The following is a 25,707-nucleotide window of genomic DNA, read 5'->3' on the forward strand; positions in this document are numbered from 1 at the left end:
CTGGGCCATCGTCAGATGAGCTGGCTCTTGTAGAAGATGCTCGCCAGCCGCGGCCCCGGCTCCGAGGCCAGCCCGAGGCACAGCCGCGGCGCCCCGGAGACGAGCTGGATGCCCATGCCCTCGGGCTCACGGTAGTTCAGCGACTTGCCCGCCACGCTCGCGGCCCGCTGCACCTGCTGGCCGGTCCGCAGATCCAGGCAGGTGACGTACGTGTTGCCCGGCGGCGGGCTGATGTCGTAGGAGTTGCCGGTCAGCACGTAGACGAAGTCGCCGTAGGCCGCGTAGCCCTGGAACGTCCCGAGGCCGCCGGGCTGGGCGATGTCGTACACCTGCTGCGGCGCCCCCGCCTTGACCGACGCCAGCGTGAAGACCGCGAACCGGAACGAGCTGCCGCCCCAGTAACGCGTCACCAGCCGGTCGGTCGACGGGTCGATCGTGCACGTCGTGTTGGTGGCGCCCGCGACCGGCGCGTACTTCGTCAGCGCCGACGACGACGTGGTCAGCGTCTGCCCGTTGACGAACTTGAAGCGGCACAGCCTGGAGCCCCTGGAGCTGCCTTCCGAGTTCGGCACCCCGTCGGTCTCCGTCCACAGGTAGGCGGCCGAGCCGGACGGCTCCACGCCGATCTGCACGCCGTGGCCGAACCCCATGAGGTACATGTGGCCGAGCACGGCGCCCGCCAGGCTGAGTTTGGTCAGGCACAGGTGGCCGGCGGCGTCCGAGCCCGAGCCGTTCTTGAGCTGGACCGTGTAGATGTGGCCGTGGGCGTTGTCGATGGCGAACGACTGCATGACGGTCTCGTCGTACAGGGCCTTGCGCCAGATGAGCGACGTGGACGGGGCGGTCAGCTCGAAGCGGCCCTCCGCTGCGGACGCGGCCCGCGCGGACGCGAGCGCCGGGGCCGCGGCGACCAGCTTGAGCAGTCCTCTGCGGGTGACAGGAAACGGGGAGATCGGCATGCGCCATCCGTTCGGCTCGGGGTCGATACGTGATCAGCACACCATCAACGACCCTCCCGCTCCAGAGGGTGCGGGAAGGCCGTTGATCAGCTCTCGCGGTTTGTTCCCGGACTGGATGATCACGATCCCGCCGACGACCCTGACGGTGGCGCCAAGGGCTGCGGTGGTCAGGGCGAGGGCTCCGTGTCTTGATCCAGGGCTGTGCTGTGCTTCGGGGTGTATCCCGTCAGCCTCCTGGCCTGGGCGCGCAGCCGTTCCGTACGTGCCATCAGGTCCAAGGACCGGCCGAAGGGGCCGTATGACACGCCCCCTCGCGCCGCGCGGGATGCGGGCCGGGTGCCGGAGGACACGCGGAAGCGCAGGCGGGAGTGCCCGCCGGGGTGGTCGACAGTGACGTCGTGGCCGATCCGCTGGATGATGCCGAGCCCCATGCCGCGGTTGGGGCGGAGCTCCAGCTTGCGCTCAAGGTGCCGTGTTTTCAGCCGGCCGCCCGAGTCGATGACCTCGACCTGAATGCCCGAGTCGTCCTTGAGCAGGTGGACCATTCTCGTCAGCCCGCCATGTTCGAGCGCGTTCGACGCGGCCTCGTTGACGGCGATCAGCAGGTTCTGGAGCGTCTCTCCGCGTAAGCCGCAAGCCTGGCCGAACACGACGACCTGCTCCCGGAGAAGGGCGAGATTGCCGGTGATGCGCCAGCGCAGGCGAGGGCCGGGAGTCAAGCTTCTCACCCCCTGTGAACAGGACTGAGAGGTCAGGTCACTACCCAGTATGCCGCGCGACTCGCCGGAACGGCCCGGCATCGTCAATCGATGCCGGGCCGTTTCGTTGCGCTGAGTGATTCAGATGTCACACGTCGTAGTACAGCTCGAACTCGTGCGGGTGGGGCCGCAGGCGGATCGGGTCCACCTCGTTCTCCCGCTTGTACGCGATCCACGTCTCGATCAGGTCAGGCGTGAACACGCCACCCTCGAGCAGGTAGTCGTGGTCGGCCTCGAGCGCGTTGAGCACGTCGGTGAGCGAGCCGGGCACCTGCGGGATGTTGCGGGCCTCCTCGGGCGGCAGCTCGTAGAGGTCCTTGTCGACCGGCTCCGGCGGCTCGATCTTGTTGCGGATGCCGTCGATGCCCGCCATCAGCATCGCGGAGAACGCGAAGTACGGGTTGCACGACGGGTCGGGCACGCGGAACTCGATGCGCTTGGCCTTCGGGTTGGAGCCCGTGATCGGGATGCGCACGCAGGCCGAGCGGTTGCGCTGCGAGTAGACCAGGTTGACGGGGGCCTCGTAGCCCGGCACCAGCCGGTGGTAGGAGTTGACCGTCGGGTTGGTGAAGGCCAGCAGCGACGGCGCGTGCTTGAGCAGGCCGCCGATGTAGTAGCGGGCGGTGTCGGACAGGCCCGCGTAGCCGACCTCGTCGTAGAAGAGCGGCGAGCCGTCCTTCCACAGCGACTGGTGGCAGTGCATGCCGGAGCCGTTGTCCCCGAAGATCGGCTTGGGCATGAACGTGACCGTGTGGCCGTACTCGAGGGCCGTGCTCTTGATCACGTACTTGTAGAGCATCAGGTTGTCGGCCGTCCTGAGGAGCGTGCCGAACTTGAAGTCGATCTCCGCCTGACCGGCCGTGCCGACCTCGTGGTGCTGCATCTCGACCTCGATGCCGGCCTCGATGAGGTTGCGCACCATCTCCGAGCGCAGGTCGGTGAAGTGGTCCATCGGCGGGACGGGGAAGTAGCCGCCCTTGTAGCGCGGCTTGTACCCCAGGTTGCCGCCCTCGGTCGCCTTGCCGGTGTTCCAGGCGCCCTCGATGGAGTCGATGTAGTAGTAGCCGGCGTTCTGCTTCGTCTCGAAGCGCACGTCGTCGAAGATGTAGAACTCGGCCTCGGGGCCGAAGTACACCGTGTCGGCGATGCCCGTGCCCTTGAGGAACTCCTCCGCCTTGCGGGCGACGTTGCGCGGGTCGCGGCTGTAGGCCTCGCCGGTCAGCGGGTCGTGCACGAAGAAGTTCAGGTTGAGCGTCTTGTGCTGGCGGAACGGGTCCACCACGGCGCTGGACGGGTCAGGCAGCAAAAGCATGTCGGACTCGTGGATCTGCTGGAAGCCGCGGATCGACGAGCCGTCGAACATGAGTCCATCGGTGAAGACGCTCGCGCCGAAGTTCTCTGCCGGGAAGGTGAAGTGATGCGTCGTCCCCGGCAGGTCGGTGAACCTGACATCGACGAACTGCACCCCTTCGTCACTGATGAACTTCAGGACGTCGTCGGCGGAGTTGAACACTCTCGAACCTCCCTGGGGACTGGCCATCATTGCGACGCTAGGGCGTGGCCGTTTCCGTATGGTGTCTCGATTGTTTCGCACGTGTTACGCAGGGTCAGGGTCTCGCAAAGGCGGATCACGTGCCCGAGGAGGCGCCGCACTCGCTGTTTCCCGGGGCATTCAGGGCGTACGGGTCCGCGGGCACGCCTGTGGGCGCCACGGTGCCGGGGGCGGAATCGGCGTAGAAGAGATGGATGTAGCCGTCGTTCACGTCGCACCGCGCGGGCGTCGCGCTCCTGCGCCACCGGGTGATCCAGACGACCAGTTCTCCGGCCTCCCGGTACATGCGCAACGTCCCCCACCGCTGCGTGACGAGCCGCAACGCCGTGCCGGGCTGCCCCGGCCGCCGCACGGCGTACCCGATGAGGTGGTTGGTCTCCAGCTCCGCGCCGGTGCGCCCCTTCTCCTTGAACGACGACAGCTTCGCCGTGCCGTGCACCTTGATCACCTCGCTGGTCAGCTCGGCGGTCTTCGGTGCGAAGCTCGTCACCCAGGTGCGAGAGCTGTCGCCGAGGTCCTTACTGAACCGGGCGCGCTCCTCGGGGTGCAGCAGCTTCATGAACGCCTCCGGCTCACCGCCCATGATCGTCTTGTGGTCCAGGTGGGCGGCGGCCAGCAGGTCACGCGCCCTCGCCAGCCCCTTGGCCACGTCCTTCTTCGACAGCCCGCCGATCGCCTTGGCCTCGGGCATGACGAAACCGTCGATGCCCTCGGCCCACTCCTCCGCCGGAGAGCCCGCGAACGGCCCCTCGGGCGTGTCCTGGACCGGCTGAGTCTCCTCGGGAACCGGCCCCGTCTGCGCCGGCGGCGGCACGGGCATCGTCTCCTCCGGCACCGCACCCGACGGCATCAGCAGGTCGGGGCGGAGCGCGACCACCGCGCTCGCCGCCGTGAGCACCGCCGTCAGCCCCGCCAGCACCAGCCAGGCCCGCCCGGCCCTGCGCCGGGGCTGGGGCGGGGGTGCGGCCGGGGTGGCGTCCCACACGGCGCTGTCCCAGCCGGGCCGCTCCCAGGCGGCGCTCCGCTCGTCCCGGCGTAAGCGCCCGGCGTCGCCGCCCTTGGCCCGCCGTGACTGCCTGGCCGCCTTCTTGGCGGCCTCGCGCATCTTGCGCTGCTGCTCGGCGTCTATCTGCGCGACCAGCTCGTTGAACCGCTGATCTAGATCATCCCCGTGTGGCATGGCGTACATGATGGCCGGTCCGCGACGCGGTTGGGTCACAATCCGGACCGGCCCGTCGGGCGGCTACCTTGGAGGCATGAGCAGCAACGAGCCTCGGTGGACGCAGACCTGGCTGGGCGGGGTCAGGGCCGCCGGCGTCGATCTCGGATATCCCGGTCAGCGCCTCGGGCTGCCCGAGGAGGGCAGCGGGTCGATCGCGGGCTGGGGCCGCCGGATCGGCGCGCTGGTCATCGACTGGATGATCTGCACCTGGGTGGTGGTGCAACTGCTGCTCAGGATGAACCCCGCCGAGGCGCCGTGGGCGCCGGTGCTGGTCTTCGCGCTGCAGTACCTGGTGCTGGTCGGGTGGATGGGTCAGACGTTCGGGCACCGGCTGATGGGCGTCAGGGTCGCCGCGATGGACTCGGGCGACCCGCGGCTGCTGCCCGTCGTGGTGCGTACGGTGCTGCTGGCGCTGGTCGTGCCCGCCCTGATCTGGGACCGCGACCACCGCGGGATCCACGACCGCGCGTCCAACACGATGGTCGTACGCATGTAAAAGGCGTACCGGGTTCAGATTTGTACCCGGTACGGTTTATGCTGTCCTCATGATGGCGGGGCTCAGGGAGCGCAAGAAGGAGGAGACCCGGCGGCGGATCTCCGAGGTGGCGCTGCGATTGTTCGACGAGCGCGGCTACGACGCCGTGACGGTCAACGAGGTCGCCGAGGCGGCCGGGGTCGCCAAGGTCACCCTGTTCAACTACTTCCCGTCCAAGGACTGCCTGGTCCTCGACGCGGTCAAGGACGACACGGCCGCGATCGTGGCGGGGCGCGCCGAGGGGCAGTCGCCGCTCGGCGCCCTGCGCGCCCACTACCGCGGCATGGCCGAGCCGGGCGCCGGTGAGGTGGACGTCGAAGGGCTGTTCACCAGGATCCGGGTGATCTCGTCGAGCCCCGCCCTGCTGGCCGGGGTGCACCAGACGAACATGGCGCAGCGCCACGAGCTGGCCGCCGCACTCGCCGAGGCGGGGACGGGCCGCGCGGCGGCGCTGCTGGCCGCGCAGATCACAGCCGCCATCACGACATTGCAGGAGTCGTTTTTCCACCGCTTGTCCACGGGCGTGCCGCTGGAGGAGGCGGGGCGGCTCCTGGGGGAGGAGGTCGAGCTGGCGTTCGACCTCCTGGAACACGGCTTCTCATCCATCGAAGGGGACGAATCTTGAAGAAGGGCATCAACTACGACACGGGGTTCCTGCCGGGGCCCGGCGGCTCGCGCCCGGTGTTCGACGCCGAAACCGTCGCCCGCGAGATGCGGGTCATCGCCGACGAGCTGCACTGCCAGGTGGTGCGGGTCTCCGGCCGCGACCTCGACCGGCTGGGCGTGGCCGCCGAGCAGGCCGCCGCGGCGGGCCTGGAGGTCTGGTTCGCGCCGTTCCCGGTGGACCTTCCGGCCGCCGCAATTCTGGAGCTGTACGCCGGCTGCGCGGAACGCGCCGAGTCGCTGCGCCGTGGCGGCGCGGAGGTCGTCTTCGTCGCCGGCTGCGAGACCAGCGCCTTCTGCCCCGGCTACCTCCCCGGCGACACCTACGCGGACCGCCTGACCTGGATGTCCACGGCGGGCATCGACGAGTGGACCGCGCTGGGCGCCACCATGGAACGTTTCAACGCCTTCCTCGCCGAGGCCGCCGCCACCGTCAAAGCCCGCTTCGGCGGGCGGGTCACCTACGCCGCCGGGCCGTGGGAGTTCATCGACTGGAGCCCGTTCGACCTGGTGGGCGCCGACGCGTACCGGGCCGCGTACAACCAGGACACTTTCACCGACGAGCTGCGCGCGCATTTCAAGCACGGCAAGCCGGTCGCGGTCACCGAGTTCGGCACCTGCGCCTACCGGGGCGCCGCAGACCTGGGCGGCATGGCGTGGTCGGTGCCCGACGGGGCGGTGCGCGACGAGGGGGAGCAGGTGCGTTACTTCACCGAACTGCTCGACCTCTTCGAGCGGGAGGGCGTCGAGACCGCGCTCTGGTTCACCTTCGCCGGGTACACGCGCATCGGCGAGGCGGACCTGGGCTCGTACGGCGTCGTCAGGATGCTGGACGACACGCGCTGGGAGCCCAAGGAGATATTCCACACCCTCGCGGCTAGGTATTCGCGCAGCTGAAGATGGCCGTGCCGGGCAGGTGCCTGCCGCGCAGGGGGCTCCAGCCGCCCCACACCCGCTCGTGCCCCTCGGGCCACTCCGGCTCCAGCAGCCCGGTGATCGTCAGGCCGGAGGCCGCCAGCAGGTTCACCCAGTCGGCCATCGTGCGATGGTGCTCGACGTAGGTCAGCTCGCCGCGCTCGTCCCGCTCCACGTACGGGGCGCGGTCGAAGTACGACCGATCGGACGTCAGCCCCCTGGGCCCCGGATCGTCGGGAAAGGCCCACCGGACGGGATGGCTCACCGAGAACACGAACCGCCCGCCAGGCCGCAGCACCCTGCGCACCTCACGGAAGACCGCCCCTGGATCGGCCACGAAAGGCAGCGCCCCGTACGCGGAGCAGGCCACGTCGAAACAGGCGTCGGCGAACGGCAGCGCCTCCGCGTCCGCCTGCACCACCGGGACGCCGACGCCGCTGTCGAGGTCGATGCGCTGGGAGTGGCGGAGCTGGCGGTGCGAGATGTCGAACGCAGCCACCCGCGCACCCTGCCGCACCAGCCAGCGCGCGCACTGGGCGGCGCCGCAGCCGATCTCCAGCACCCGCCGCCCGCGCACCTCGCCGAGCAGCCGCGCGCCGGCCTCGTCGAGGCCCTCAGGGCCCCACACGAAGCCGTCGTCGCGCAGGAACGAGCCGTGCTCGACCTGGTAGTCGTCGGCGTTGCCGTCCCACCAGCCGCGGTTGGCCCGCGACGAAGGAGACAGCACTAGCGCATCTTGGGGCCGCGCGGCATGCGGGCGCCCTTGGGCATCGGGCCCTTGGGCATCGGCATGTTGCGCGGCAGCGAGCGCAGCCGGTCCTTCACCTCGTTGACCGACGGCTTCTTCAGGTTGCGCGGCAGCTTCATCAGGTGCCGCTGCAGCTTGCCGAGCGGCACCTGCCCCTCGCCGTCACCACACTGGACGTCGTAGATCTCGACGCCCAGCACCACCCGCGAGATGCGCTGCTTCTCGGCCTTCAGCAGCTTCGCCACCCGGTTGCCCGGCCCCTCGGACACCAGCACGACGCCCGGATAGCCGACCACCAGGTGCACGAGGTCCTGGTCGCGGTTGACCGCGATGGCCGGGTTGACCTGCCAGTTGCCGCGCATGCCTTGCAGCACGGCCGCCGCGGCGCCGGTCTGGCCGTGCAGGATCGAGTACTGGGCCCTCTGGGCGAGCTGGCCGAACACCACCAGGCCGACGGTGAGCGCGGCCAGGATGCCGATGAACACCGAATACCACAGGTAGCCCGTGACCAGACCGATCACGACGACCACAGCCAGCGTGCCCACCGCCGAAAGGAAGACGATCGGCATCCCCTTGGGATTGGCCTGCTTGATGATCTGCGCGATCATGCGGAGCTGCTTGATGCGCCCCGGCTTCTCTGCGTCCTCGGACTTTGCCATGCTCAGAAGGATACAAACCAACTGGTGCGGGAGGGAAAACGCGCCCCCGCCCGTTCTCCGGCTGTGACTAGATCTTCACCGTAGCCGACAGCCTCAGATCGGCCGAACTGCGGCCCGCCTCCACCGTGTGCTCGCCCTCGACCGTGCGCCAGCCGTCCTCCCACACCTGGAAGGCCCGCTGCGGCAGGAACAACGTCGTGAGCACGGTCTGCCCGGGGTCCGCCTCCACCACGTCGAACGCGGCCAGCCTCCTGCGCGGCCCGGTGTAGACCTGCACGACCTCCCGCCCGGGCCGCGTGCCCGTGTTGGTGACGGCCACGGTCACGGTCGTGCCCTCCGCCGCGATCGAGTCGTACGACCAGGTGGTGTACCCCAGTCCGTGCCCGAACCAGAACGCGGGCGGCCGCTCGGCCCGCCGCCACGCCGGATACCCGATGAACACGCCCTCGTCGTAGAACACCTTGCCGTCCACCGGCGTCACCGCCGTCACCGGCGCGTCCGCCAGCCGCTCCGGCCACGTCGTCGGCAGCCGCCCGCCCGGCTCGGCGTCCCCGAACAGCACGTCGGCCAGCGCCGCCCCCGCCTCCTGCCCGGGGAACCAGGTCAGCAGCACCGCCGCCACGTGCGGCAGCCACGGCATCTCCACCGGCGAGCCCGCGTTGACCACGACCACCGTGCGCGGGTTCGCGGCGGCCACCGCGCTGATCAGCTCGTCCTGGCGGCCGGGCAGCCGCAGGTCCGCCCGGTCGAAGCCCTCGCTCTCCACCTCCGGCGTCGTCGCGGCCACCACCACCGCCACGTCGCACGCGCGCGCCACCCGCACGGCCTCCGCCAGGCCCTCCTCCTCGCCAGGGGCCGGCTCCGCGTGGCCGAGCGTGAACGACACGATCACCATGCCGCCGAACCTGCCCGGCGGGTGGGTCAAGGTCAGCTCGTACGTCTCGCCCGCCGTCATCGGCACGGAGATCCGCTTCTCCGGCGGCGACAGGAACGCCGCGGCCGGGTCGCCGCCGTCCAGGCCGAGGGTCTCGTCCAGCACGGGCTCGCCGTTCACGGCGAGCGTGAACGCGCCCACCCCGGCCACCGACAGCTCGTGCTCGCCGCTCTTCTCCGCCGTGTACGCGGCCCGCAACCGGACCGTGCTGAGCCGTCGCGCGTCCACGCCGGGCGGCAACTGGCCCAGCCAGCGCGCCTCCCCGTCGGCCAGCGGCTGCTCGCTCAGCGTCTGGCCCGCCTCGTCCAGGAACTGCGCCGTCACGGGGCCGGGCAGGGGGGCCAGCCGGATGCGGGGGTCGGTGCCGAGGGCGTAGCGGACGGTGGTGCGCTCGGACAGGCCCTGCAGCGGGGAGACCACGTGGTCGGGGAAGACCTGGGCGCTGCCGCCGCCCATCACCCTGGCGTCGCGGGCCGCCGCGCCGATGACGGCCAGGGTGGGGGCGCCCTGGAAGGGGAGGACGCCGTCGTTGGTGAGCAGGGTGAAGGCCCGGGTGGCGATCTCCCGCGCCAGCGCCACCCCGTCGACACCCTCCGGGCCTGCGATGCCAGCAGCGCCAGCAATGCTGTCGGCGCTCCCTGCGCTCCCTGCGCTCCCTGCGCTCCCTGCGCTCCCTGCGCTCCCTGCGCTCCCTGCGCTGGCGGCGATCCCTGCGCTCCCTGCGCTCCCTGCGCTGGCGGCGATCCCTGCGCTGGCGGCGATCCCTGCGCTGGCGGCGCTCGCAGTGCCGGCGGCGCTCGCAGTGCTGGCGGCGTCGGAAGGGTGGAGGGCGCCGACGCGTTCGGCCAGGCGCAGGACGCGGCGCACGTGATCGTCCACGACCGACTCGGGCACCCGCCCCTCCCGCACGGCCTCCTCCAGCCGCCCGCCCCAGGGCCCGTGCGGCCCCGGCATGGCCACGTCGGTCCCGCCGAGCGCGGCGGCCTCGGTGGAACGCACCGCCGTCCAGTCCGACACCACGAACCCGTCGAACCCCCACTCACCCTTCAGCACCCCGTTGACCAGCTCGGCGTGCTCGGTCATGGTGGTCCCGTTCACCGCGTTGTAGGCCGTCATGACCCCCCACGCCCCGGCCTCCACCACCCGCTCGAACGGTCGCAGGTACAGCTCCCGCAGCGCCTGCTCGCCGACCACCACGTCCACGGTGAACCGGTCGGTCTCGAAGTCGTTGGCCACGAAGTGCTTGGGCGTGGTCGCGACCCCGCCCTCCTGCACCCCCTCGACGTAGGCCGCGCCGATCTCGCCCGCCAGGTACGCGTCCTCGGAGAAGCACTCGAAGTGCCGGCCGCCGAGCGGCGAGCGGTGCAGGTTGAGCGTGGGGGCGAGCAGCACGTGCACGCCCTTGCGCCGCGCCTCCTGGGCGAGCAGCCCGCCGGCCCGCCGGACGAGGTCCACGTCCCAGGTGGCGGCGAGCGCCGTCGGGCTGGGCAGGGCGATCGAGGGGTCGGCGGCGCTCCACTGCTCCCCGCGTACGCCGATGGGCCCGTCGCTCATCACGAGGCGATCGAGCCCGATCTCGGGCAGCGGGGGCAGCGACCACATGTCGGCCCCGGTCAGCAGGCGGATCTTGGCGGGCAGGTCGAGGCGCGAGATCAGTTCGTCGAGGTCCACGAGCACAGTGTTCACCAGAAAACCGAGTACTCGATAGGTTTGTGACCTTTGCGTAATGCAAAGGACCAGGGCGGCCCGTCAGGCCGTCACGAAGAACTCCAGCAGCTCGGGCACCAGCGCCTCCGGCGCCACGTTGTGCGCCTGGTCCTCCAGCACCCGCCGCACCGCGCCGGGCACCGCCGCCGCCACCGCGACCCCCGCGTTCACCATCCACGCCGCGCTGTCGGCCCCGTTGAGCACCAGCGTCGGCTGCGTGACGCGGGCCAGCCGCCCGGCGGGCAGCGCGTTGCCCGGCCCCAGCACGGCCGCCTCGTAGGCCAGCGTGTGCGCCACGGCCTCCATCTCGGCCCAGGCGGGATGCGCCCGCATCCCGGCGACGGCCTCGCGCGGCATCTCGGCCGCCTCGACCATGAACCGCTCCACAGCCTCACCGCGCAGGCCCATCACGACCAGGTCGGCGAGTTGCCCGGCGAAGTCGAGGGGGAGGGCGGGCGCGCTGCCGTCCACGTGGTAGGGCGGCTCCCACACGGCCAGCTTCGAGATCGACGGGTTCACGGCCGCCGCCTCCAGCGCCAGCGCCGCGCCCGACGAGCCGCCGAACACCATGGCCGACCCGCCCGCCGCCTCGACGACGGCGGCCAGGTCCTCGATCTCGCGCTCCACCGCGTACGGCTGCGTGTCACCGCTGCCGCCGCGCCCGCGCCGGTCGTAGTTGTGAACCGTGAACCACCGCGCCAGGCCGCCCGCGATGGCGGTCATCAGCGGATGCCGCCGATCCGAGAACGCGCCCTGGACCAGGACGACGGCCGGGCCCTCACCGGACACGTCGCAGGCGATGAGCGTCCCGTCGGCCGACTTCACCGCGTCGGTCCTCATCCCATCCGGCCTCACGCGGTCGGCGGCACCAGGCACAGCACCTCCCAGTGGTGTCCGTCGAGGTCGGCGAAGCCGCGCTGGTAGCGCGGGCCGCCCTGCTGCGGGACGCCCGCCGGGGTGGCGCCGGCGGCCAGGGCCTTGTCCACCAGCTCGTCCACCTGGGCCGGGTTCTCCACGCCGAGGCACAGGATCGCCTCGGTGCTCTTGGCCGCGTCGGCGATCTCCTTGGTGGTGAACGAGCCGAACACCGGCTCCTCCAGCAGTATCACCTGCGTCTGCTCGCTGATGATGACCGACGCCATGCCCTGGGCCATGCCGAACAGGTTGAAGCCGAGTTCGGTGAAGAACTTGCTCGACCTGTCCAGGTCCTTGACGGCCATGTTGACGAAGAGCTGCATCTCCAGATCCCTTCTCGCTTTCGGTGTGCCCTCAGTCTGCTGCGCGAGGGGGCCACCGGTCTTGGATCTGGATGCCAGGCGGATTGACGACTAGCGCACGTTATGGGCCCGGCGATACTCGGCGGGCGGCATCCCGTACGCCTGCCGGAACAACCTGGAGAAATGCGCCGCGTCCGGCAGCCCCCACCGGGCGCCGACCGCGCTGACCGACCCGGCGCCCCCCGAGATCAGGTCCGCGCGGCAACGTTCGAGCCGCCGCTGCCTGATCCAGGCGGCCACCGTCGTGTTCTCCGACTCGAACAGCCGGTGCAGGTAACGCACGGAGATGTGGTGCGCCGCCGCGACGGCCGCCGGGTCGAGATCGAGGTCGCCCAGTCGCTGCTCGATGAACGTGTGCACCTCCAGCAGCAACGTCCGCTGCCGGGCGTCGGCGGGCAGCGACCGCGCCTGGTCCAGGCGCTCGGCCACGGCGGCGCCGACCAGGTCCGTCACCACGGTCGACAGCCGCGCGGCACTGCCCGGCTGGTAGGTCTCGTGGTCCAGCGCCACCCGCCGCAGCAGCGGCACGGCCAGCGCGGCGGCGCCCGACCCGGCCCCGATGGGCAGCGCGGCCAGCTCCGCCACCGCGTCGGCGGACACGGCGAGCTGGTCGCGCGGGAAGCTGAACACCGCCAGCCGCACCGCCGAGTCGTAGGCCAGCTCGTACGGCCGGGAGAAGTCGTAGATCGCGAACTCGCCCCTGCTGAGCTGCGTGTTGCGGCCGTCCTGCGACAGGCGCGGGCTGCCCGACAGCGTGAGCACCACGCGGTACAGCTCGGGGTTGTCGCGGCGGATCAATCCGGAGGTGCGGTGGACGCTGTGCGGGGTGGAGGTCTTGATCCTGCCGACGCCCACGGCGCCCAGCTTGCCGAACTCGATCTCGCCGCGTAACGGCGCGTCGGGGTCGATGCGCAGGTCGAGCGGGCCGAGAGTGTCGCAGACGATGCCGCGCCAGGCGGCGTGGCGGCGCGCCGCGGGCAGGTCGCTGGTGCGGATCAGCACGGCCATGGGCCTCGCCCCCTCATCGGCTCGGCTGCCATGCTAGCCCGATCGGGATCGGCCGAAGGAAACGCCAAATTTCCCGACATGCCGCCACTTCCCGACATGCCGTCTCTCCCGAGACGCAGCGTTCCTGCCATGCGGCGTTTTCTGACATGCGGCTTGCCTTGACATGCGGAAGCCCCGGGAACCAGCCCCGGGGCTCCGATGCGTGGGTCAGGCGCTCTGACGGGCCTCGATGGCCTGCTTGTAGAGCCGGCCCGCCCGGTACGACGACCGCACCAGCGGCCCGGACAGCACCCCGGCGAACCCGATCGCCTCGGCCTCGGCCTGCAGCTCGACGAACTCCTCCGGCTTGACCCACCGCTCCACCGGGTGGTGGCGCGGCGTCGGCCGCAGGTACTGCGTGATCGTCAGCAGGTCGGTGCCGGCCGCGTGCAGGTCGCGCATGGCCTCGACGATCTCCTCGCGCGTCTCGCCCATGCCCAGGATCAGGTTGGACTTGGTGACCAGCCCGGCCTCGCGAGCCATCGTGATCACGCCCAGCGAGCGCTCGTAGCGGAAGGCGGGACGGATGCGCTTGAAGATCCGCGGCACCGTCTCGACGTTGTGCGCGAACACCTCGGGCTTGCTGGAGAAGACCTCCTCAAGCTGCTCGCGGTTGCCGTTGAAGTCGGGCACCAGCAGCTCGACGCCGCAGCCGGGCAGCAGCCCGTGGATCTGGCGCGCCGTCTCGGCGTACAGCCAGGCGCCGCCGTCGGGCAGGTCGTCGCGGGCCACGCCGGTCACGGTCGCGTACTTCAGGCCCATCTGCTGGACGGACTCGGCGACCCTGCGCGGCTCGTCGCGGTCGTATTCCTTCGGCTTGCCCGTGTCGATCTGGCAGAAGTCGCAGCGGCGGGTGCACTGGTCGCCGCCGATGAGGAAGGTCGCCTCGCGATCCTCCCAGCACTCGTAGATATTCGGACAGCCCGCCTCTTCACAGACCGTGTGCAGGCCCTCCCGGCGCACGAGCGATTTCAGCTCGGTGTATTCGGGGCCCGTCCTCAGCTTGGTCTTGATCCACGGGGGCTTGCGCTCGATAGGGGTTTCGGCGTTACGCACCTCCAGGCGGAGGAGCTTTCGGCCTTCAGGAGCAACGGTCACCTTCTCAGCTTACGTCCGCCGCGACAGCGACCCGGTCCAGGGTCAGGAGATGAGGCCGAAGCCGCGGATCGCCCGCGCGTAGTGCGCCGCCAGCTCCTCGTCGATCCCGTCGGACTGGCCGGTGCCGAGCAGCTCCGAGTGCGGCGCGGAGGACCACACGCCGTCGGCGGTGAGCTGGAACTTGGTCAGCACCGTGCGCCGGATCGCCGACACGCTCTCGCCGCGCAGCGCCGCCGCCTGCATCGGCGCCACGTAGCCGCCGCGCCGCTCCAGCGCCTCCAGGTCGGCCAGCTCCTGCTCCGACACCACGCGCAGCGTCAGCGCCCGGTGCCTGGCCCTGACGCGGCTCTCCCCGGCGCGGGCCAGGCGGGCCAGCAGATACCGGGTGAGCAGCACGGGGCCGCCGAGCACGCGGCCGACCAGGCGGCCCAGGAAACCCGTCACGTCGTAGGCGGGGTGCACCGCCTCCAGCGCCATCGGGGTGCCGGCGGCGATCTTGTCCTCGGCGTCCGACCTGGCCTTGAGCGGCGCGGAGCCGGGGCCGATCAGGGCGTCCCGCCAGGCGTCCAGGGTGGCCAGCGCCTCGCTCACCACCCGCTCGTCACCGGTCGGGGTCCGCGCGTACGCCCTGGCCAGCAGGGCCACCCGCTGCCTGGGCGGCAGCGCGAGCCACAGCGGCAGGCCGATCAGCAGGACGGGGGTGCGCGCCAGCCCGACCCGGTCGTAGCCGGTGCGCCTGGCCAGGTCGAGCAGCACGACCTTGCCCGGCCGTTTGACCCCCACGCGGTCGGCCACCCGGTCCGCCAGCGCGTACAGCTCCGCCGCCGCCGCGCGGTCGAGCACCTCGGCGTCGGCGGGCAGGCGGCCCAGCCGGGGCCGCAACATCCAGCCGATCGCCAGGCTCACCCCGCCCAGCAGCCACGACCACACCGATCCCGGCGCACGCAGGATGATCCACCCGCCCAGCGCGACGAACGCCAGCGTCAGCAGGTGCACCACGAGCGCGAGCACAAGAGCGCAAAGACGCGTCACAAAGGCGATGGTAAGCCGGGAACGCGCGCCTACCAGATGCCGATTCGGTCAACGGCCGCCTCAGCGCCGGAGCAGATCCTCCTCGTGCAGGTCGAACGGCTCCTTGCCGAGCGCCTCCGCCAGCCGTTTCTCCGCGATCGGCATGACCTCCTCCACCACGATGCGGCGGCCCGTCTCCGCCGACAGCGAGGTGACCCCCACGTCGGGGATGCCGCACGGGGTGATGCGGTTGAACCAGCGGGGGTCGTTGGCGCAGTTGAGGGCGAAGCCGTGCATGGTCACGCCCTTCGCCACCCGCAGGCCGACCGCGCCGAGCTGCCGGTCGGGCAGGCCCAGGGCCGAGTCGCCGAGCGCCCAGACCCCGCCCCTGCCGGACACCCGCCTGGCGGTGACTCCGAAGTCGGCGCACACCTGGATCATCGCGTCCTCCAGGCGGCAGGCGAACGCCACCACGTCGGTGATCGCCACGATCGGATAGGCCACCAGCTGCCCGGGGCCGTGCCAGGTCAGGCGCCCGCCGCGATCGACGTCGACGACGGGGGTGCCGTCGGCGGGACGCTCGTGCGGGGCCGTGCGCTTGCCCGCCGTGTAGACGGGCGCGTGCTCGAGGATCAGGACGGTGTCGGTGAGCTCTCCTGCGACCCGCTTGCCGTGCACCCAGCGCTGCAACGACCAGGCCTGCTCGTAGGGGACGTCGACTCCGAGGCGGACGATGGCGAGTGCGTGGGGATCGTCCCCGGGGGTGGGGCGCATGAGCCTATTGTGCCGTTCCCTCACCCTCGAAGGGTAATCAGGGGGTCAGCAAACGTGGCTCGATCCTGAACTCCTTTACCTTTCCCGCGTCGTCGGTCTCCACCTTGTACGCGAAAGCGGCCGGCTCGACGCTCACCGCCTGGATGAACTCCGTGCCCACGTAGTGCAGGCCGACACCCTCGTCGGCGGCGTACCCGCCGGGCAGCTCACCGTCGGCCACCGACCGCTGCAGCAGCGGCCGGCGCTGCGGCTCGGAGTTGTAGTGCACCCCGCACGAGTACGGCAGCAGCGCCATCCCCTCGGCCCACACCCGCAGGTCGGGGCCGAAGGAGTCGGTGTTGCCGCCGACGTGCCAGCACAACGCGCCCGCGCTCTGCCCCGACAGCACCACCCCGGCCCGCCAGGCCTCCTCGAACGCCTCGTCGAGCCCGTGCAACCGCCACAACGCCATCAGGTTCGCCACGCTGCCACCGCTGACATAGATCATGTCCTGCTCAAGGATCCAGGCGCGTGGATCGGCCACGTTCGGCATGGGGAACACCGTCAGATGGCTCAGCTCGACATCCCAGCCCGCGAAGGCGCCGTACATCTTCAGCACCCAGTCGGCCGCGTCGCCCGTCGCCGTGGCCACCAGGCCCAGCTTCGGACGGTCCTGGCCGGTCAGGTCGAGGCCGTACCGCAGCAGCGCGCTGGCCTCAAGCTGGCCGTGGCGCCTGCTGGGACGGAACGACCCGCCCCCGATGGCGAGGATGTGCGACTGTCCTGACCGGCTCATGTCAGAGTTCTCCCAGGTGCTAGAGATTGGACGGCAACCTACAGTACGGCGCTCAAGGCCTCGTCGAGACGCGTATGCGTGAAGCGATGGCCACTCGCCGTAAGCATGGCCGGCTCCAGCCTATGGCTGACCAGCAACCCCTCGCGCGCGAACTCGCCCAGCCCCGCCGCCAGCGCGAACGCCGGAACAGGGATCGGCAGCGTGCCCCGGCGCAGCGCCTTGCCGAGCGTCCTGGTGAACTCGGCGTTCGTCACCGGGCCCGGCGACGCGAAGTTGGCCGGCCCCTCGGCCTCCGGGGTCGCCAGCACGTGCAGCGCCGCGCCCACCCAGTCGTCCAGGCTGATCCACGACCAGTACTGCCGCCCCGTCCCGAGCGGCGCGCCCAGCCCCATCCTGAAGATGGGCAGGATCCGGCCGAGCGCCCCGCCGCTCCCGCTCAGCACCAGCGACGTGCGTGCCAGGACCGTCCTGATCCCGGCCTCCCGCGCCCGCAGCGCCTCCGCCTCCCACCGCCGGCACAGGTCCGGCAGGAAGCCGTGGCCGTTGCCCTGGCTCTCGTCGACCACCCGGTCGCCGGTGTCGCCGTAGAAGTCCATGCCGGAGGCCGACAGAAGGACCCCAGGCGGCTCTGAGAGCTCGCGCAGGGCGTCCACCAGCACTCTGGTGCCCTGGGTGCGGCTGGTGACCAGCTCGCGCTTGTACGCGGGCGTCCACCGCCTGTCGCCGATCGACGCCCCGGCCAGATGCACCACCGCCTCGGCGCCCTCCAGCGCGGCCAGGTCCACGACCTGTTCGGCGGGGTTCCAGAACGCCTCGTCGTCTTTCTGCGGTGGCCTGCGCACCAGGCGGACCACCTCGCGGCCCTGCGCCCGCAGCGCCTCTACCAGGGCCGTCCCGATCAGTCCGGACGCGCCCGTCACGATGATCGCCATGAGGCCACAGTACGCCGGGCCCGGCTCCCCGCCGCCGTTCCCCACGCCGGACCCCTGCCGCGCGCCGCGCCCACCACCCCACCACCTGCGCGCCCACCACCTGCGCGCCCGCCACCCGCACGCAGCCCGCAGCCCGCTGGCCGCCGCACGCTGCCTTGCACCGCCCGCCGCGCCGCCTCGGGTCGCCGGTGCTCGCAGCACGCTGCCTTGCGCCGCCCGCCACGTCGTCTGCCGCCGTACTCCGGCGGGTGCCCTTCCAGCGCGCGAAAAGGCCGGGCGGCCCCCGTGGAAGGAGCCGCCCGGCCGATCAGACACCCGCAGGCGCCGAGTTACGCGAGCCCGAGCTGCGCCTCGAAGCGCCCCTCCTCCAGCCGACGCTTGATCGTCGTCAGGAAGCGAGCCGCGTCGGCCCCGTCCACCAGGCGGTGGTCGTAGGTCAGCGCCAGGTACACCATCGACCGCACCGCGATGACCTCGCCCTCAGGCGTGTCGATCACCACGGGCCGCTTCACGACGGCGCCCGTGCCGAGCATGCCGACCTGCGGCTGATTCAGGATCGGGGTGTCGAACAGCGCGCCCCGGCTGCCGGTGTTGGTCAGCGTGAACGTGCCGCCGGTGATCTCGTCGGGCGTCACCTGGTTGTTGCGGGTGCGCTCGGCGAGGTCGGTGATCTTGCGGGCGAGGCCGGCGAGGTTGAGGTCACCGGCGTTCTTGACGACCGCGGCGAGCAGGCCGCGCTCGGTGTCGACCGCCATGCCGAGGTTCTCCACGTCGAAGTACGTGACCTCGTTGGTCTCGTTGTTGATCGTGGCGTTCAGCTTGGGGTGCTGCTTGAGCGCCTCGACCGTGGCCATCGCGAAGAACGGGGTGAAGGTCAGCTTCACGCCCTCGCGGCGGAAGAAGTCGTCCTTCGCCTTGGCCCGGAGCTGCGCGATCTTCGTCACGTCGACCTCGACGACCGACGTGAGCTGCGCGGCCGTCTGCAGCGACTCGACCATGCGCTTGGCGATGGTCTGACGCAGGCGGCTCATCTTCTCCGTGCGGCCACGCAGCGTCGTGTCGACCTCCACCGGCTCGGGAGCGGCGGCGGGGGCGGCCGGGGCGGCGGGCGCCGCCGTCGCGGCGGCGGGCGCGGCGGCCGGGGCCTGGGCGGCGGGCTGAGCGGCGGGCTGAGCGGCTGCGGCCTGCTCGCGCTGCGCCTTGGCGGCCTCCAGGACGTCCTGCTTGCGGATCCGGCCACCCACGCCGGTGCCGTTGATGGCGTCGAGGTCCACGCCGTGCTCGTTGGCGAGCTTGCGCACCAGCGGCGTCACGTACGGGCTGTCACCCGACGGCGCGGCCGGGGCGAGCCGCGCGACCGGCTGGGCGACCGGCTGGGCGGCGTGCTGGGCGGGCTGAGCCGGGGGAGCGGCCTGCGGCGCGGGCGCCGGGGCCGGAGCGGGGGCCTGGGCGGGCTGCGCCGGGGCCGGCTGCGGGATGGAGGAGGCCTGCGGGGCGGGCTCGGGCTGCGGGGCCGGAGCGGGCTCGGGCTCGGGAGCCGGCGCGGGGGCCGCCTCCGGGGCCGGGGCGGCGGCGCCCGGCTGGCCGTTCTCGTCGATGATCGCGAGCTCGGCGCCGACCTCGACCGTCTCGTCCTCAGCGACGACGATCTTGGTGAGCACGCCCGCGGACGGCGACGGGATCTCGGTGTCGACCTTGTCGGTCGACACCTCGAGGAGCGGCTCGTCGGCCTCGACGCGCTCGCCCTCCTTCTTCAGCCAACGGGTTACCGTGCCCTCGGTAACGCTCTCGCCGAGCTGGGGCATCTGTACGGAGACCGGCATCGTTATTCTTCTCTCGCGTTCTGATCTCGAGGGCTGGACTAGTTGTGTACGTGCAGCGGCTTGCCGGCCAGGGCCAGCATCGCCTCACCCATGGCCTCGGACTGGGTCGGGTGTGCGTGGATGAGCTGGGCGACCTCTGCGGGCAGGGCCTCCCAGTTGTAGATGAGCTGACCTTCGGTGACGAGCTCCCCGATGCGACGGCCCACCATGTGGACGCCGACGACCGGGCCGTCCTTCTCGGCGATGACCTTCACGGCGCCCGAGGTGCCGAGGATCTGGCTCTTGGGGTTGCCCGCCAGGTCGTAGACCTGCTCGACGATCTCGATGCCACGCTCGGCCGCCTGCGCGGACGTCAGGCCGACCGAGGCCACCTCGGGGTCGGAGTAGGTGATGCGCGGCACGCCCGCGTAGTCGATGGGCGGCGGGTTGAGGCCGGCGATGTGCTCGGCCACCATGATGCCCTCGGCGAACCCGGCGTGCGCGAGCTGCAGGGTGGGGATGAGGTCGCCGATGGCGTAGACGCCGGGCACGGAGGTCTGGCAGTGCTCGTCGACCACGACGGCGCCGCGCTCGACGGTGATGCCCTGCTCCTCGAAGCCCATGCCCGCCGACACGGCGCCGCGGCCGACCGCGACGAGCAGCAGCTCGGCGTCGAGGGTCTTGCCGTTGGCCAGGGTGACGACCACGCCCGTCTCGGTGGTCTTGGCGCTGTCGAAGAAGACGCCCAGCTCGTACTTGATGCCGCGGCGGCGGAAGGCCCGCTCCAGCAGCTTGGAGCTGGACTCCTCCTCGGTCGGCAGCAGGTGCGGCAGCGCCTCGACGATCGTCACCTCGGCGCCGAACGAGCGGTAGACGCTGGCCAGCTCGACGCCGATGACGCCGCCGCCCAGCACGATCACCGAGCTGGGCACGCGGTCCATCCTGAGCGTGTGCTCGCTGGTGATGACGCGCTCACCGTCGATCTCCAGGCCCGGCAGCGACCTGGGGGCCGAGCCGGTGGCCAGGACGAGGTTGCGGCCCTCGTACACCTCGGAGCCGACCTGGATCCGGCCGGCGCCGACGAGACGGCCCTCGCCCTCGACGATCGTCACGCCCGCGCCCTTCAGCAGGCCCTGCACGCCCTTCCAGGCCCGAGTGACGATCTTGTCCTTGAAGGCGTGGACGCCCTGGACGTCGATGCCCTCGAAGCGCGCCTTGACGCCGTACGACTCGCTCTCACGGGTCTCGTCGGCGACCTCGGCGGAGTGCAGCAGGGCCTTCGTGGGGATGCATCCCCTGTGGAGGCAGGTGCCGCCGATCTTGTCCTTTTCGATCAGGGCGACCGACTTGCCCAGCTCAGCCGCCCTCAGGGCGCAGGCGTAACCGCCGCTGCCGCCCCCTAGGACGACGATGTCATAGGCCACAGGAAGGCTCCTTGTCGGGGTGTTCGTGATGCCGTCATCTTTTCATTTGTTTCAGATGCTCGCGTGCCGCTCTGCGAGTCCGATGAGGGTGCGGGTGATGGCGCCCGTGCCGCCCTTCGGGGTGTAACCGTACGGCTCGCCCTTGTTGAAGGCGGGACCGGCCATGTCGATGTGCGCCCAGCGCACCCCGTCGGGCACGAACTCGCGCAGGAAGATGCCCGCCGTGAGCATGCCGCCCCAGCGCTCGGGGTGGAGGTTGGCGAGGTCGGCGATCGGGGAGTCGAGGCCCTTGCGCAGCTCCTCGGGCAGCGGCATGCCCCAGGCGCCCTCGCCGGCGGCGCCGGCGGCCTCGACCACCAGCTCCCTGATGGCGTCGTCGTTGGACATGACGCCGGCGGTGCGCCAGCCGAGCGAGACGATCTGGGCGCCGGTGAGGGTGGCCACGTCCACGATCAGGTCGGGGGAGTCCTCCGCGGCGCGGGCGATGCCGTCCATGAGGACCAGGCGGCCCTCCGCGTCGGTGTCGAGCACCTCGACGGTCTTGCCGCTGTAGCTGTGGATGACGTCGGAGGGGCGCTGCGCGGTGCCGCTCGGCAGGTTCTCCGCGAGGCAGAGGTAGCCGACGGCGTTGACCGGCAGGCCGAGCCGCGCGATGCCGATGACGGCGCCGAGCACGGCCGCCGCGCCGCCCATGTCGGACTTCATCCAGTCCATGGACGCGGACGGCTTGAGCGACAGGCCGCCCGAGTCGAACGTGATGCCCTTGCCCACGAAGGCGAGCGTCTTGCCGGCCTCGGGGTGGCGGTAGGCGAGGCGGACCAGCCGCGGCGGGTTGGCCGAGCCCTGGCCGACGCCGATGAGGCCGCCGTAGCCGCCGTCCCTGAGCTGCTGGTCGTCCAGCACCTCGACGCTGATGCCCGCCTTGCCGCCCGCCTCCTCGGCGAGGTCGGCGAACTTGGCGGGCCACAGGTCGGACGGCGGGGTGTTGACCAGGTCGCGGACGAGGGCGACCGAGTCGGCCAGCACGCCCGCGCGCTCGGCCACCGCCTCGGGCTGCCCGGAGATCACCGTCAGCTCGGACACGGGGGCCTTCTGCTCGCCGTTCGTGCGGTAGCGGGCGAAGGTGTAGGCGCCGAGCAGCGCGCCCAGCGCGACGGCCTCGGCCTCCTCGGCGCTCTGCGCGGGCAGCGCGAGCGCGGCGCGGGAGGTGCCGGCCAGGGAGCGCACGGCGGCGCCGGCGGCGCGGCGCAGGCCCTCCAGGCCCGGCTCGTCGCCGAGGCCGACGGCGACCAGCAGCGGGGCGGCCACGGCGCCGAACGTCGGCAGCTTGGCCAGCTCACCGGCCTTGCCGGAGAAGGCGACCGCGCCGAGCGAGGCGGCGAGCTTGCCGCCGAAGGCGGACTCCAGGGACTCCGCGCCCACCGTGGGAACGGGGCCGTCCTGGCCGGGCCGGAAACCGACGATCAACGCGTCGGTGTCTACGGAGACTGGATCTGCTGAGTTCAGCCGCACAGTGGTCACGTAAACCGATGCTATCCACGGTTTCTGCGTACTCACAAACAGGGGTTCATCCTACAAATCCTCGGTCAGCGTCATCTGATCAATGGTGCTAGTGTCATTAGCACCATGTTGCTGACGCTCGATCTCAACGACGCGCGCCCCCTGCACGACCAGGTGGCGAGCGCCATCCGCCGTGCCATCGGCGAAGGCTCCTACCGGCCGGGCGACCGCCTGCCGCCGGCCCGTGACCTGGCCGCCGTGCTGGGCATCAACCCCAACACCGTGCTGCGTGCCCTGCGCGACCTGCGCGACGAGGGGCTCCTGGAGTTCCGCAGGGGCCGCGGCGTCAGCGTCGCCCGCCGCGCGGACGGGCGGGCCCTGCTCGTGCAGCGGGCCCGCGAACTGCTCGACGAGGCCAAGAAGTACGGCTACAGCCGCGAAGACCTCATCACCATCGTGGAGGAACTCACATGAAAGCCCGTGTCGTCGCTGTCGGGTGGTGGCTCGCCGTGGCCGCCGCGCTGCTCCTGGCGCCCCTGGCGCTGCGCGACCGGCTGCCCGACCCCCTCGCCACCCACTGGGGGACGTCGGGCAGCGTGCCCGACGGGTCGAACTCGCTGACGGGCTACGTGATCACGACCGAGGTCATCTGGGCCTCGCTGTGGCTGGTGTTCCTCCTGCTCGGCCGGGCGCGCGACCGGCGCGCGGCTCGGATGACCGCCAGCGCGTGCATGTACGGCATGGGCGTGATCCTGCTCGGCGCGAGCGTCTCGACGCTGGCCGTCAACCTCGACGCCGCCACCTGGCAGGACGCCCTGCTGCCCGGCTGGCACATCCCGGCCGTGATCGCCGCCGCCCTCGTGCTCGGGACGCTGGCCGCGTACGTGAGCAGGGGCGCCCCCGACGAGCCGTCCGGCGGGAGCGGTGCCCGGCCCTTGCTCAGGCTCAGGCCCGGCCAGCAGGCCGTCTGGGTCAGCCGGGTCGTCAACCGGTGGCTGGTCGCGATAGGGGTCCTGGCGGTGGCCGTCCTCGCGGTGACGGGCGCGCTGGCCCTCGCCGGGACGGCGTCCGGAGGCGTGCTCGCCGGGCTCGTGCCCGTCTGCGTCATCCTGCTCGTCGTCGCGATCGCCACCATGGCCGTCTCCGTCAGGGTCCGCGGCGACCTGATCACGATCGGCTTCGGCCCGCTGGGCTGGCCCGCGCGCAAGATCGCACTGTCCAAGGTCGAGTCCGCCTGGTCGGAGACGCGGCATCCGGGCGAGGTCGGCGGCTGGGGCTTCCGCGGGCTGCCGGGAAACGCCACCATCATGCTGCGCGGCGGCGAATGCCTGGTCCTGCGCTACCGTTCCGGCGGACGGCTCGCGATCAGCATCGACGACGCCGAGCGCGGCGCATCCCTCATCAACGCCCTCATCTCGGAGCGAGTCCCCTCATGAAAAGACCTCTGCTCATCTTTCTGGTTTTGGCCTTCGCGCTGTCCTGGGCGGCGGCCCTGCCCCTGTGGTTCGGGGGCGGGCTGGTCCCGCCGCAGTTGCAGGTGGCGGGCACACTGATGATGTTCACGCCGACCGTGGGCGTGCTCGGCGTGTGGGCGGTGTCGCGCACGCCGTTCCGCCAGTGGGCCAGGCAGACCGGCCTCACGCTCGGCGAGCGCAAGGGGCGCACCGGGCTGCTGGTGCTGACGGCCTGGCTGGGGGTGCCGCTGCTGACCTTCCTGGCCCTCGGGATCAGCGCCGCCGTGGGCCTGGTCACGCTCGACCTCGAAGGGCTCAGCCTGCTCAGGGCGACCTGGCAGGCGCAGGGCGTTGACGCGCCCGCCGACCTGACCACGGTGGCCGTCGTGCAGCTCGTCATCGCCGCCCTGGCCGGGCCCGTGCTGAACGCGATCCCCGCGCTGGGCGAGGAGTGGGGCTGGCGCGGCTGGCTCGTGCCCCGGCTCGTCTCCAGCGACGGCGTGCTCCCCGGGCTGCTGCTCTCCGGCGCCATCTGGGGCGTGTGGCACGCGCCGCTCACCCTGCTCGGCTACAACTACCCGCGGCTCGGCTCGTGGGCGGCGCTGGCCTTCATCCCGTTCTGCGTGGTGGCCGGGGTGGTGATGGGGTGGTTGCGGCTGCGCACCGGGAGCGTGTGGCCCGCGGTCGTGGCGCACGGCTCGCTGAACGCCATCGCCGGGGTGGCGCTGCTGCTCGGTGACGCCGCCGTGCCGCCGAACGAGTTGCTGGCCGGCATCACGGGAGTGGTGGGGTGGGTGCTGATCGGGCTGCTCGGCGCGGCGCTGCTCCGCTTCTATCCGGTACGCCCGCCGCGCCCGGCCCCGGACCCCGCCCCCGTCTCGGGCCCCGACCCGGTCTCGGGCCCCGACCCCGTCTCGGGCCCCGACCCCGTCTCGGGCCCCGAGCGCGTTGAGGGCGCCGAGCGCGCGGAGTCGGCCTGACCCCGTTTTCAGCCGAGGATCGCGTACACCACCAGGGTCGTGGCCGTGGCCGTCTCCACGAGGGCGCCGAGCACGTCCCCGGTGATGCCCCCGAGTCGGCGCTTGGCGTGGGAGAGCAGCAGCAGGGCGACGCCGAGACCGGCGAGCAGCGCCGCGGGCGCGACCACGACGCCGGAGAAACCGCCGAGGTTCCCGACGACCGCCGTCGCCACCGCGTCCTGCGGGGAGGCGTCCCGCAGGAAGGTCGCATCCGGGCCGTAGCGCAGGCCGGGGACGGATGGCTCCGGGCACGAGGACATGCCGGTGCCGTCCAGCGGGCAGCCCTGCGTGACGATGGCCGCTCCCTCGATGAGCTCGCCGCTGCCCGGGTCGTCCCACGCCCAGATGCCCGCGCCCGGCGCGGTGAGCAGCCCGATCACGGCGGCGGCCAGCACCGCGCCGACGGTGGCGAGCCACACGACCGGTCGCCGCACGGTGCCCGCGACCATCGCGCCCAGCCCGCCGGGCCGGGCGGCGGGCACGCCGGAACGGCAGGCCCAGGTCAGCGCCAGCCGCCCGGCCACGCACGCCGTCACCAGCGCCCACGGCCCGGCGTCGGCGAGCGCCGCGACCTGCACGAGCAGCGTCAGCACCACTGTGACCACGCCGAACGGCCCGATGTCCGACTTTTTCATGATTTCGAGCGCCTGGTCGGACGGCTTGCCGCTGCCCAGCCCGTCCGCCAGATCGGCGAGCCCGTCGAGATGCAGCCCCCGCGTCAGCAGGGCCAGCGCCCCGACCGCCAGCGCGGCGCCGAGCAACGGCGGCGCGGGCACCAGCAGCACCAGCGCGGCGAGCAGCCCCAGCAGCAGCCCGACCGCCGGAGCCAGCGCCATCGCCTGCCCCGCCACCTGCCTGTCCACCCGCTCGACCCGCACGGGCAGCACGCTCAACGTGCCCAGGGCGAACCTCAGCCCGTCCATCAGCCGCATAACGCAGGAT

Annotated in this window: 25 protein-coding genes; 6 read left to right on the forward strand and 19 right to left on the reverse strand. The window is 71.8% G+C overall.

Annotated features, from left to right (window positions below; translation table 11 throughout):
* Positions 1–11 precede the first annotated feature (11 nt).
* The 4 genes from ABD331_RS32585 to ABD331_RS32600 all read right to left on the reverse strand — a co-directional run bounded on the left by ABD331_RS32585 (position 12) and on the right by ABD331_RS32600 (position 4,449).
* Positions 12–959 (reverse strand): phage baseplate protein, encoded by a 948-nt coding sequence (locus tag ABD331_RS32585; RefSeq protein WP_344483133.1) that lies wholly within the window; start codon positions 957–959, stop codon positions 12–14.
* 167 nt (positions 960–1,126) lie between these two features.
* Entirely contained in the window at positions 1,127–1,678 is a 552-nt protein-coding gene (locus ABD331_RS32590) for an ATP-binding protein (RefSeq protein WP_344483137.1), read from the reverse strand.
* A gap of 127 nt (positions 1,679–1,805) precedes the next feature.
* Positions 1,806–3,230, reverse strand: coding sequence for a type I glutamate--ammonia ligase (gene glnA, locus ABD331_RS32595; RefSeq protein ID WP_148438008.1), 1,425 nt, complete (start codon positions 3,228–3,230; stop codon positions 1,806–1,808).
* A gap of 115 nt (positions 3,231–3,345) precedes the next feature.
* Entirely contained in the window at positions 3,346–4,449 is a 1,104-nt protein-coding gene (locus ABD331_RS32600) for a hypothetical protein (protein ID WP_344483140.1), read from the reverse strand.
* Between the two features lie 76 nt (positions 4,450–4,525).
* Here ABD331_RS32600 and ABD331_RS32605 point away from each other — a divergent pair, with 76 nt between their 5' ends.
* From ABD331_RS32605 to ABD331_RS32615, 3 genes are read left to right on the forward strand one after another with little or no spacing between them, the layout of a single operon-like run.
* Entirely contained in the window at positions 4,526–4,987 is a 462-nt protein-coding gene (locus ABD331_RS32605; protein WP_344483143.1) for an RDD family protein, read from the forward strand.
* Between the two features lie 49 nt (positions 4,988–5,036).
* Entirely contained in the window at positions 5,037–5,651 is a 615-nt protein-coding gene (locus ABD331_RS32610) for a TetR/AcrR family transcriptional regulator (protein ID WP_344483146.1), read from the forward strand.
* Positions 5,648–6,586 (forward strand): glycoside hydrolase family 113 protein, encoded by a 939-nt coding sequence (locus ABD331_RS32615; RefSeq protein ID WP_344483149.1) that lies wholly within the window; start codon positions 5,648–5,650, stop codon positions 6,584–6,586. Before ABD331_RS32610 ends, ABD331_RS32615 begins: the two co-directional genes overlap by 4 nt.
* On the opposite strand, the gene ABD331_RS32620 is transcribed toward ABD331_RS32615, so the two are convergent.
* From ABD331_RS32620 to ABD331_RS32685, 14 genes are all read right to left on the reverse strand, one after another.
* Complete coding sequence (locus ABD331_RS32620) at positions 6,567–7,331, reverse strand: class I SAM-dependent methyltransferase (protein WP_344483151.1); 765 nt, start codon at positions 7,329–7,331, stop codon at positions 6,567–6,569. The two genes, ABD331_RS32615 and ABD331_RS32620, sit on opposite strands and share 20 nt — an antisense overlap.
* The gene (locus ABD331_RS32625) at positions 7,331–8,011 is read right to left on the reverse strand and encodes a DUF4191 domain-containing protein (RefSeq protein ID WP_344483154.1); all 681 of its coding nucleotides are present in this window, start codon (positions 8,009–8,011) and stop codon (positions 7,331–7,333) included. Before ABD331_RS32625 ends, ABD331_RS32620 begins: the two co-directional genes overlap by 1 nt.
* A 67-nt stretch (positions 8,012–8,078) precedes the next feature.
* Positions 8,079–10,631 carry a beta-glucosidase H gene (locus ABD331_RS32630; protein ID WP_425566086.1) on the reverse strand — a complete coding sequence of 851 codons (2,553 nt, stop codon included), beginning with the start codon at positions 10,629–10,631 and terminating at the stop codon, positions 8,079–8,081.
* 63 nt (positions 10,632–10,694) lie between these two features.
* Entirely contained in the window at positions 10,695–11,492 is a 798-nt protein-coding gene (locus ABD331_RS32635) for an alpha/beta fold hydrolase (protein WP_344483157.1), read from the reverse strand.
* Positions 11,493–11,503: 11 nt separating this feature from the next.
* Positions 11,504–11,890 carry a VOC family protein gene (locus ABD331_RS32640; RefSeq protein ID WP_344483159.1) on the reverse strand — a complete coding sequence of 129 codons (387 nt, stop codon included), beginning with the start codon at positions 11,888–11,890 and terminating at the stop codon, positions 11,504–11,506.
* Positions 11,891–11,980: 90 nt separating this feature from the next.
* Positions 11,981–12,937 carry an AraC-like ligand-binding domain-containing protein gene (locus tag ABD331_RS32645; protein ID WP_344483161.1) on the reverse strand — a complete coding sequence of 319 codons (957 nt, stop codon included), beginning with the start codon at positions 12,935–12,937 and terminating at the stop codon, positions 11,981–11,983.
* 207 nt (positions 12,938–13,144) lie between these two features.
* Positions 13,145–14,074: a lipoyl synthase gene (gene lipA, locus ABD331_RS32650; protein WP_344483165.1), complete on the reverse strand. Its 930-nt coding sequence runs from the start codon at positions 14,072–14,074 to the stop codon at positions 13,145–13,147.
* A 42-nt stretch (positions 14,075–14,116) separates the two neighbouring features.
* The gene (locus ABD331_RS32655) at positions 14,117–15,106 is read right to left on the reverse strand and encodes a M48 family metalloprotease (RefSeq protein WP_344483168.1); all 990 of its coding nucleotides are present in this window, start codon (positions 15,104–15,106) and stop codon (positions 14,117–14,119) included.
* 60 nt (positions 15,107–15,166) lie between these two features.
* Positions 15,167–15,859 carry a lipoyl(octanoyl) transferase LipB gene (gene lipB / locus ABD331_RS32660; protein WP_344483171.1) on the reverse strand — a complete coding sequence of 231 codons (693 nt, stop codon included), beginning with the start codon at positions 15,857–15,859 and terminating at the stop codon, positions 15,167–15,169.
* Positions 15,860–15,896: 37 nt separating this feature from the next.
* Positions 15,897–16,634 carry a Type 1 glutamine amidotransferase-like domain-containing protein gene (locus ABD331_RS32665; RefSeq protein ID WP_344483174.1) on the reverse strand — a complete coding sequence of 246 codons (738 nt, stop codon included), beginning with the start codon at positions 16,632–16,634 and terminating at the stop codon, positions 15,897–15,899.
* 38 nt (positions 16,635–16,672) lie between these two features.
* On the reverse strand, positions 16,673–17,566 hold the full coding sequence (locus ABD331_RS32670; protein WP_344483177.1) for a TIGR01777 family oxidoreductase: 894 nt from the start codon (positions 17,564–17,566) through the stop codon (positions 16,673–16,675).
* Positions 17,567–17,895: 329 nt separating this feature from the next.
* Positions 17,896–19,389: a 2-oxoglutarate dehydrogenase, E2 component, dihydrolipoamide succinyltransferase gene (gene sucB / locus ABD331_RS32675; protein WP_344483180.1), complete on the reverse strand. Its 1,494-nt coding sequence runs from the start codon at positions 19,387–19,389 to the stop codon at positions 17,896–17,898.
* 38 nt (positions 19,390–19,427) lie between these two features.
* The gene (gene lpdA / locus ABD331_RS32680; RefSeq protein ID WP_344483183.1) at positions 19,428–20,792 is read right to left on the reverse strand and encodes a dihydrolipoyl dehydrogenase; all 1,365 of its coding nucleotides are present in this window, start codon (positions 20,790–20,792) and stop codon (positions 19,428–19,430) included.
* 51 nt (positions 20,793–20,843) lie between these two features.
* Positions 20,844–22,313 (reverse strand): leucyl aminopeptidase, encoded by a 1,470-nt coding sequence (locus ABD331_RS32685; RefSeq protein WP_344483186.1) that lies wholly within the window; start codon positions 22,311–22,313, stop codon positions 20,844–20,846.
* A gap of 105 nt (positions 22,314–22,418) precedes the next feature.
* On the opposite strand from ABD331_RS32685, the gene ABD331_RS32690 reads away from it, so the two are divergent.
* The 3 genes from ABD331_RS32690 to ABD331_RS32700 are packed head-to-tail and all read left to right on the forward strand — an operon-like array spanning position 22,419 to position 24,726.
* Positions 22,419–22,766, forward strand: coding sequence for a GntR family transcriptional regulator (locus ABD331_RS32690; protein ID WP_344483189.1), 348 nt, complete (start codon positions 22,419–22,421; stop codon positions 22,764–22,766).
* Positions 22,763–23,728, forward strand: a complete 966-nt coding sequence (locus ABD331_RS32695) for a hypothetical protein (protein WP_344483192.1) — start codon at positions 22,763–22,765, stop codon at positions 23,726–23,728. The genes ABD331_RS32690 and ABD331_RS32695 overlap by 4 nt, the downstream gene beginning before the upstream one ends.
* Positions 23,725–24,726 carry a CPBP family intramembrane glutamic endopeptidase gene (locus ABD331_RS32700; RefSeq protein ID WP_344483195.1) on the forward strand — a complete coding sequence of 334 codons (1,002 nt, stop codon included), beginning with the start codon at positions 23,725–23,727 and terminating at the stop codon, positions 24,724–24,726. Before ABD331_RS32695 ends, ABD331_RS32700 begins: the two co-directional genes overlap by 4 nt.
* An 8-nt stretch (positions 24,727–24,734) precedes the next feature.
* Here the strand turns inward: ABD331_RS32700 and ABD331_RS32705 are convergent, their stop codons facing one another.
* Positions 24,735–25,697, reverse strand: coding sequence for an adenosylcobinamide-GDP ribazoletransferase (locus ABD331_RS32705; RefSeq protein ID WP_344483198.1), 963 nt, complete (start codon positions 25,695–25,697; stop codon positions 24,735–24,737).
* Positions 25,698–25,707: the final 10 nt, after the last annotated feature.

The organism is Nonomuraea monospora (assembly GCF_039531895.1).
Classification (GTDB): Bacteria; Actinomycetota; Actinomycetes; order Streptosporangiales; family Streptosporangiaceae; genus Nonomuraea; species Nonomuraea monospora.

Excerpts from the sequence above, each read along its gene's own strand:
- ABD331_RS32585 (WP_344483133.1), bottom strand. The coding sequence starts at position 959 with ATGCCGATCTCCCCGTTTCCTGTCACCCGCAGAGGACTGCTCAAGCTG.
- ABD331_RS32600 (WP_344483140.1), bottom strand. The coding sequence starts at position 4,449 with ATGCCACACGGGGATGATCTAGATCAGCGGTTCAACGAGCTGGTCGCG.
- ABD331_RS32605 (WP_344483143.1), top strand. The coding sequence starts at position 4,526 with ATGAGCAGCAACGAGCCTCGGTGGACGCAGACCTGGCTGGGCGGGGTC.
- ABD331_RS32610 (WP_344483146.1), top strand. The coding sequence starts at position 5,037 with ATGATGGCGGGGCTCAGGGAGCGCAAGAAGGAGGAGACCCGGCGGCGG.
- ABD331_RS32625 (WP_344483154.1), bottom strand. The coding sequence starts at position 8,011 with ATGGCAAAGTCCGAGGACGCAGAGAAGCCGGGGCGCATCAAGCAGCTC.
- ABD331_RS32635 (WP_344483157.1), bottom strand. The coding sequence starts at position 11,492 with ATGAGGACCGACGCGGTGAAGTCGGCCGACGGGACGCTCATCGCCTGC.
- ABD331_RS32640 (WP_344483159.1), bottom strand. The coding sequence starts at position 11,890 with ATGCAGCTCTTCGTCAACATGGCCGTCAAGGACCTGGACAGGTCGAGC.
- ABD331_RS32645 (WP_344483161.1), bottom strand. The coding sequence starts at position 12,937 with ATGGCCGTGCTGATCCGCACCAGCGACCTGCCCGCGGCGCGCCGCCAC.
- lipB (WP_344483171.1), bottom strand. The coding sequence starts at position 15,859 with ATGCGCCCCACCCCCGGGGACGATCCCCACGCACTCGCCATCGTCCGC.
- ABD331_RS32665 (WP_344483174.1), bottom strand. The coding sequence starts at position 16,634 with ATGAGCCGGTCAGGACAGTCGCACATCCTCGCCATCGGGGGCGGGTCG.
- ABD331_RS32670 (WP_344483177.1), bottom strand. The coding sequence starts at position 17,566 with ATGGCGATCATCGTGACGGGCGCGTCCGGACTGATCGGGACGGCCCTG.
- sucB (WP_344483180.1), bottom strand. The coding sequence starts at position 19,389 with ATGCCGGTCTCCGTACAGATGCCCCAGCTCGGCGAGAGCGTTACCGAG.
- ABD331_RS32690 (WP_344483189.1), top strand. The coding sequence starts at position 22,419 with ATGTTGCTGACGCTCGATCTCAACGACGCGCGCCCCCTGCACGACCAG.
- ABD331_RS32695 (WP_344483192.1), top strand. The coding sequence starts at position 22,763 with ATGAAAGCCCGTGTCGTCGCTGTCGGGTGGTGGCTCGCCGTGGCCGCC.
- ABD331_RS32700 (WP_344483195.1), top strand. The coding sequence starts at position 23,725 with ATGAAAAGACCTCTGCTCATCTTTCTGGTTTTGGCCTTCGCGCTGTCC.
- ABD331_RS32705 (WP_344483198.1), bottom strand. The coding sequence starts at position 25,697 with ATGCGGCTGATGGACGGGCTGAGGTTCGCCCTGGGCACGTTGAGCGTG.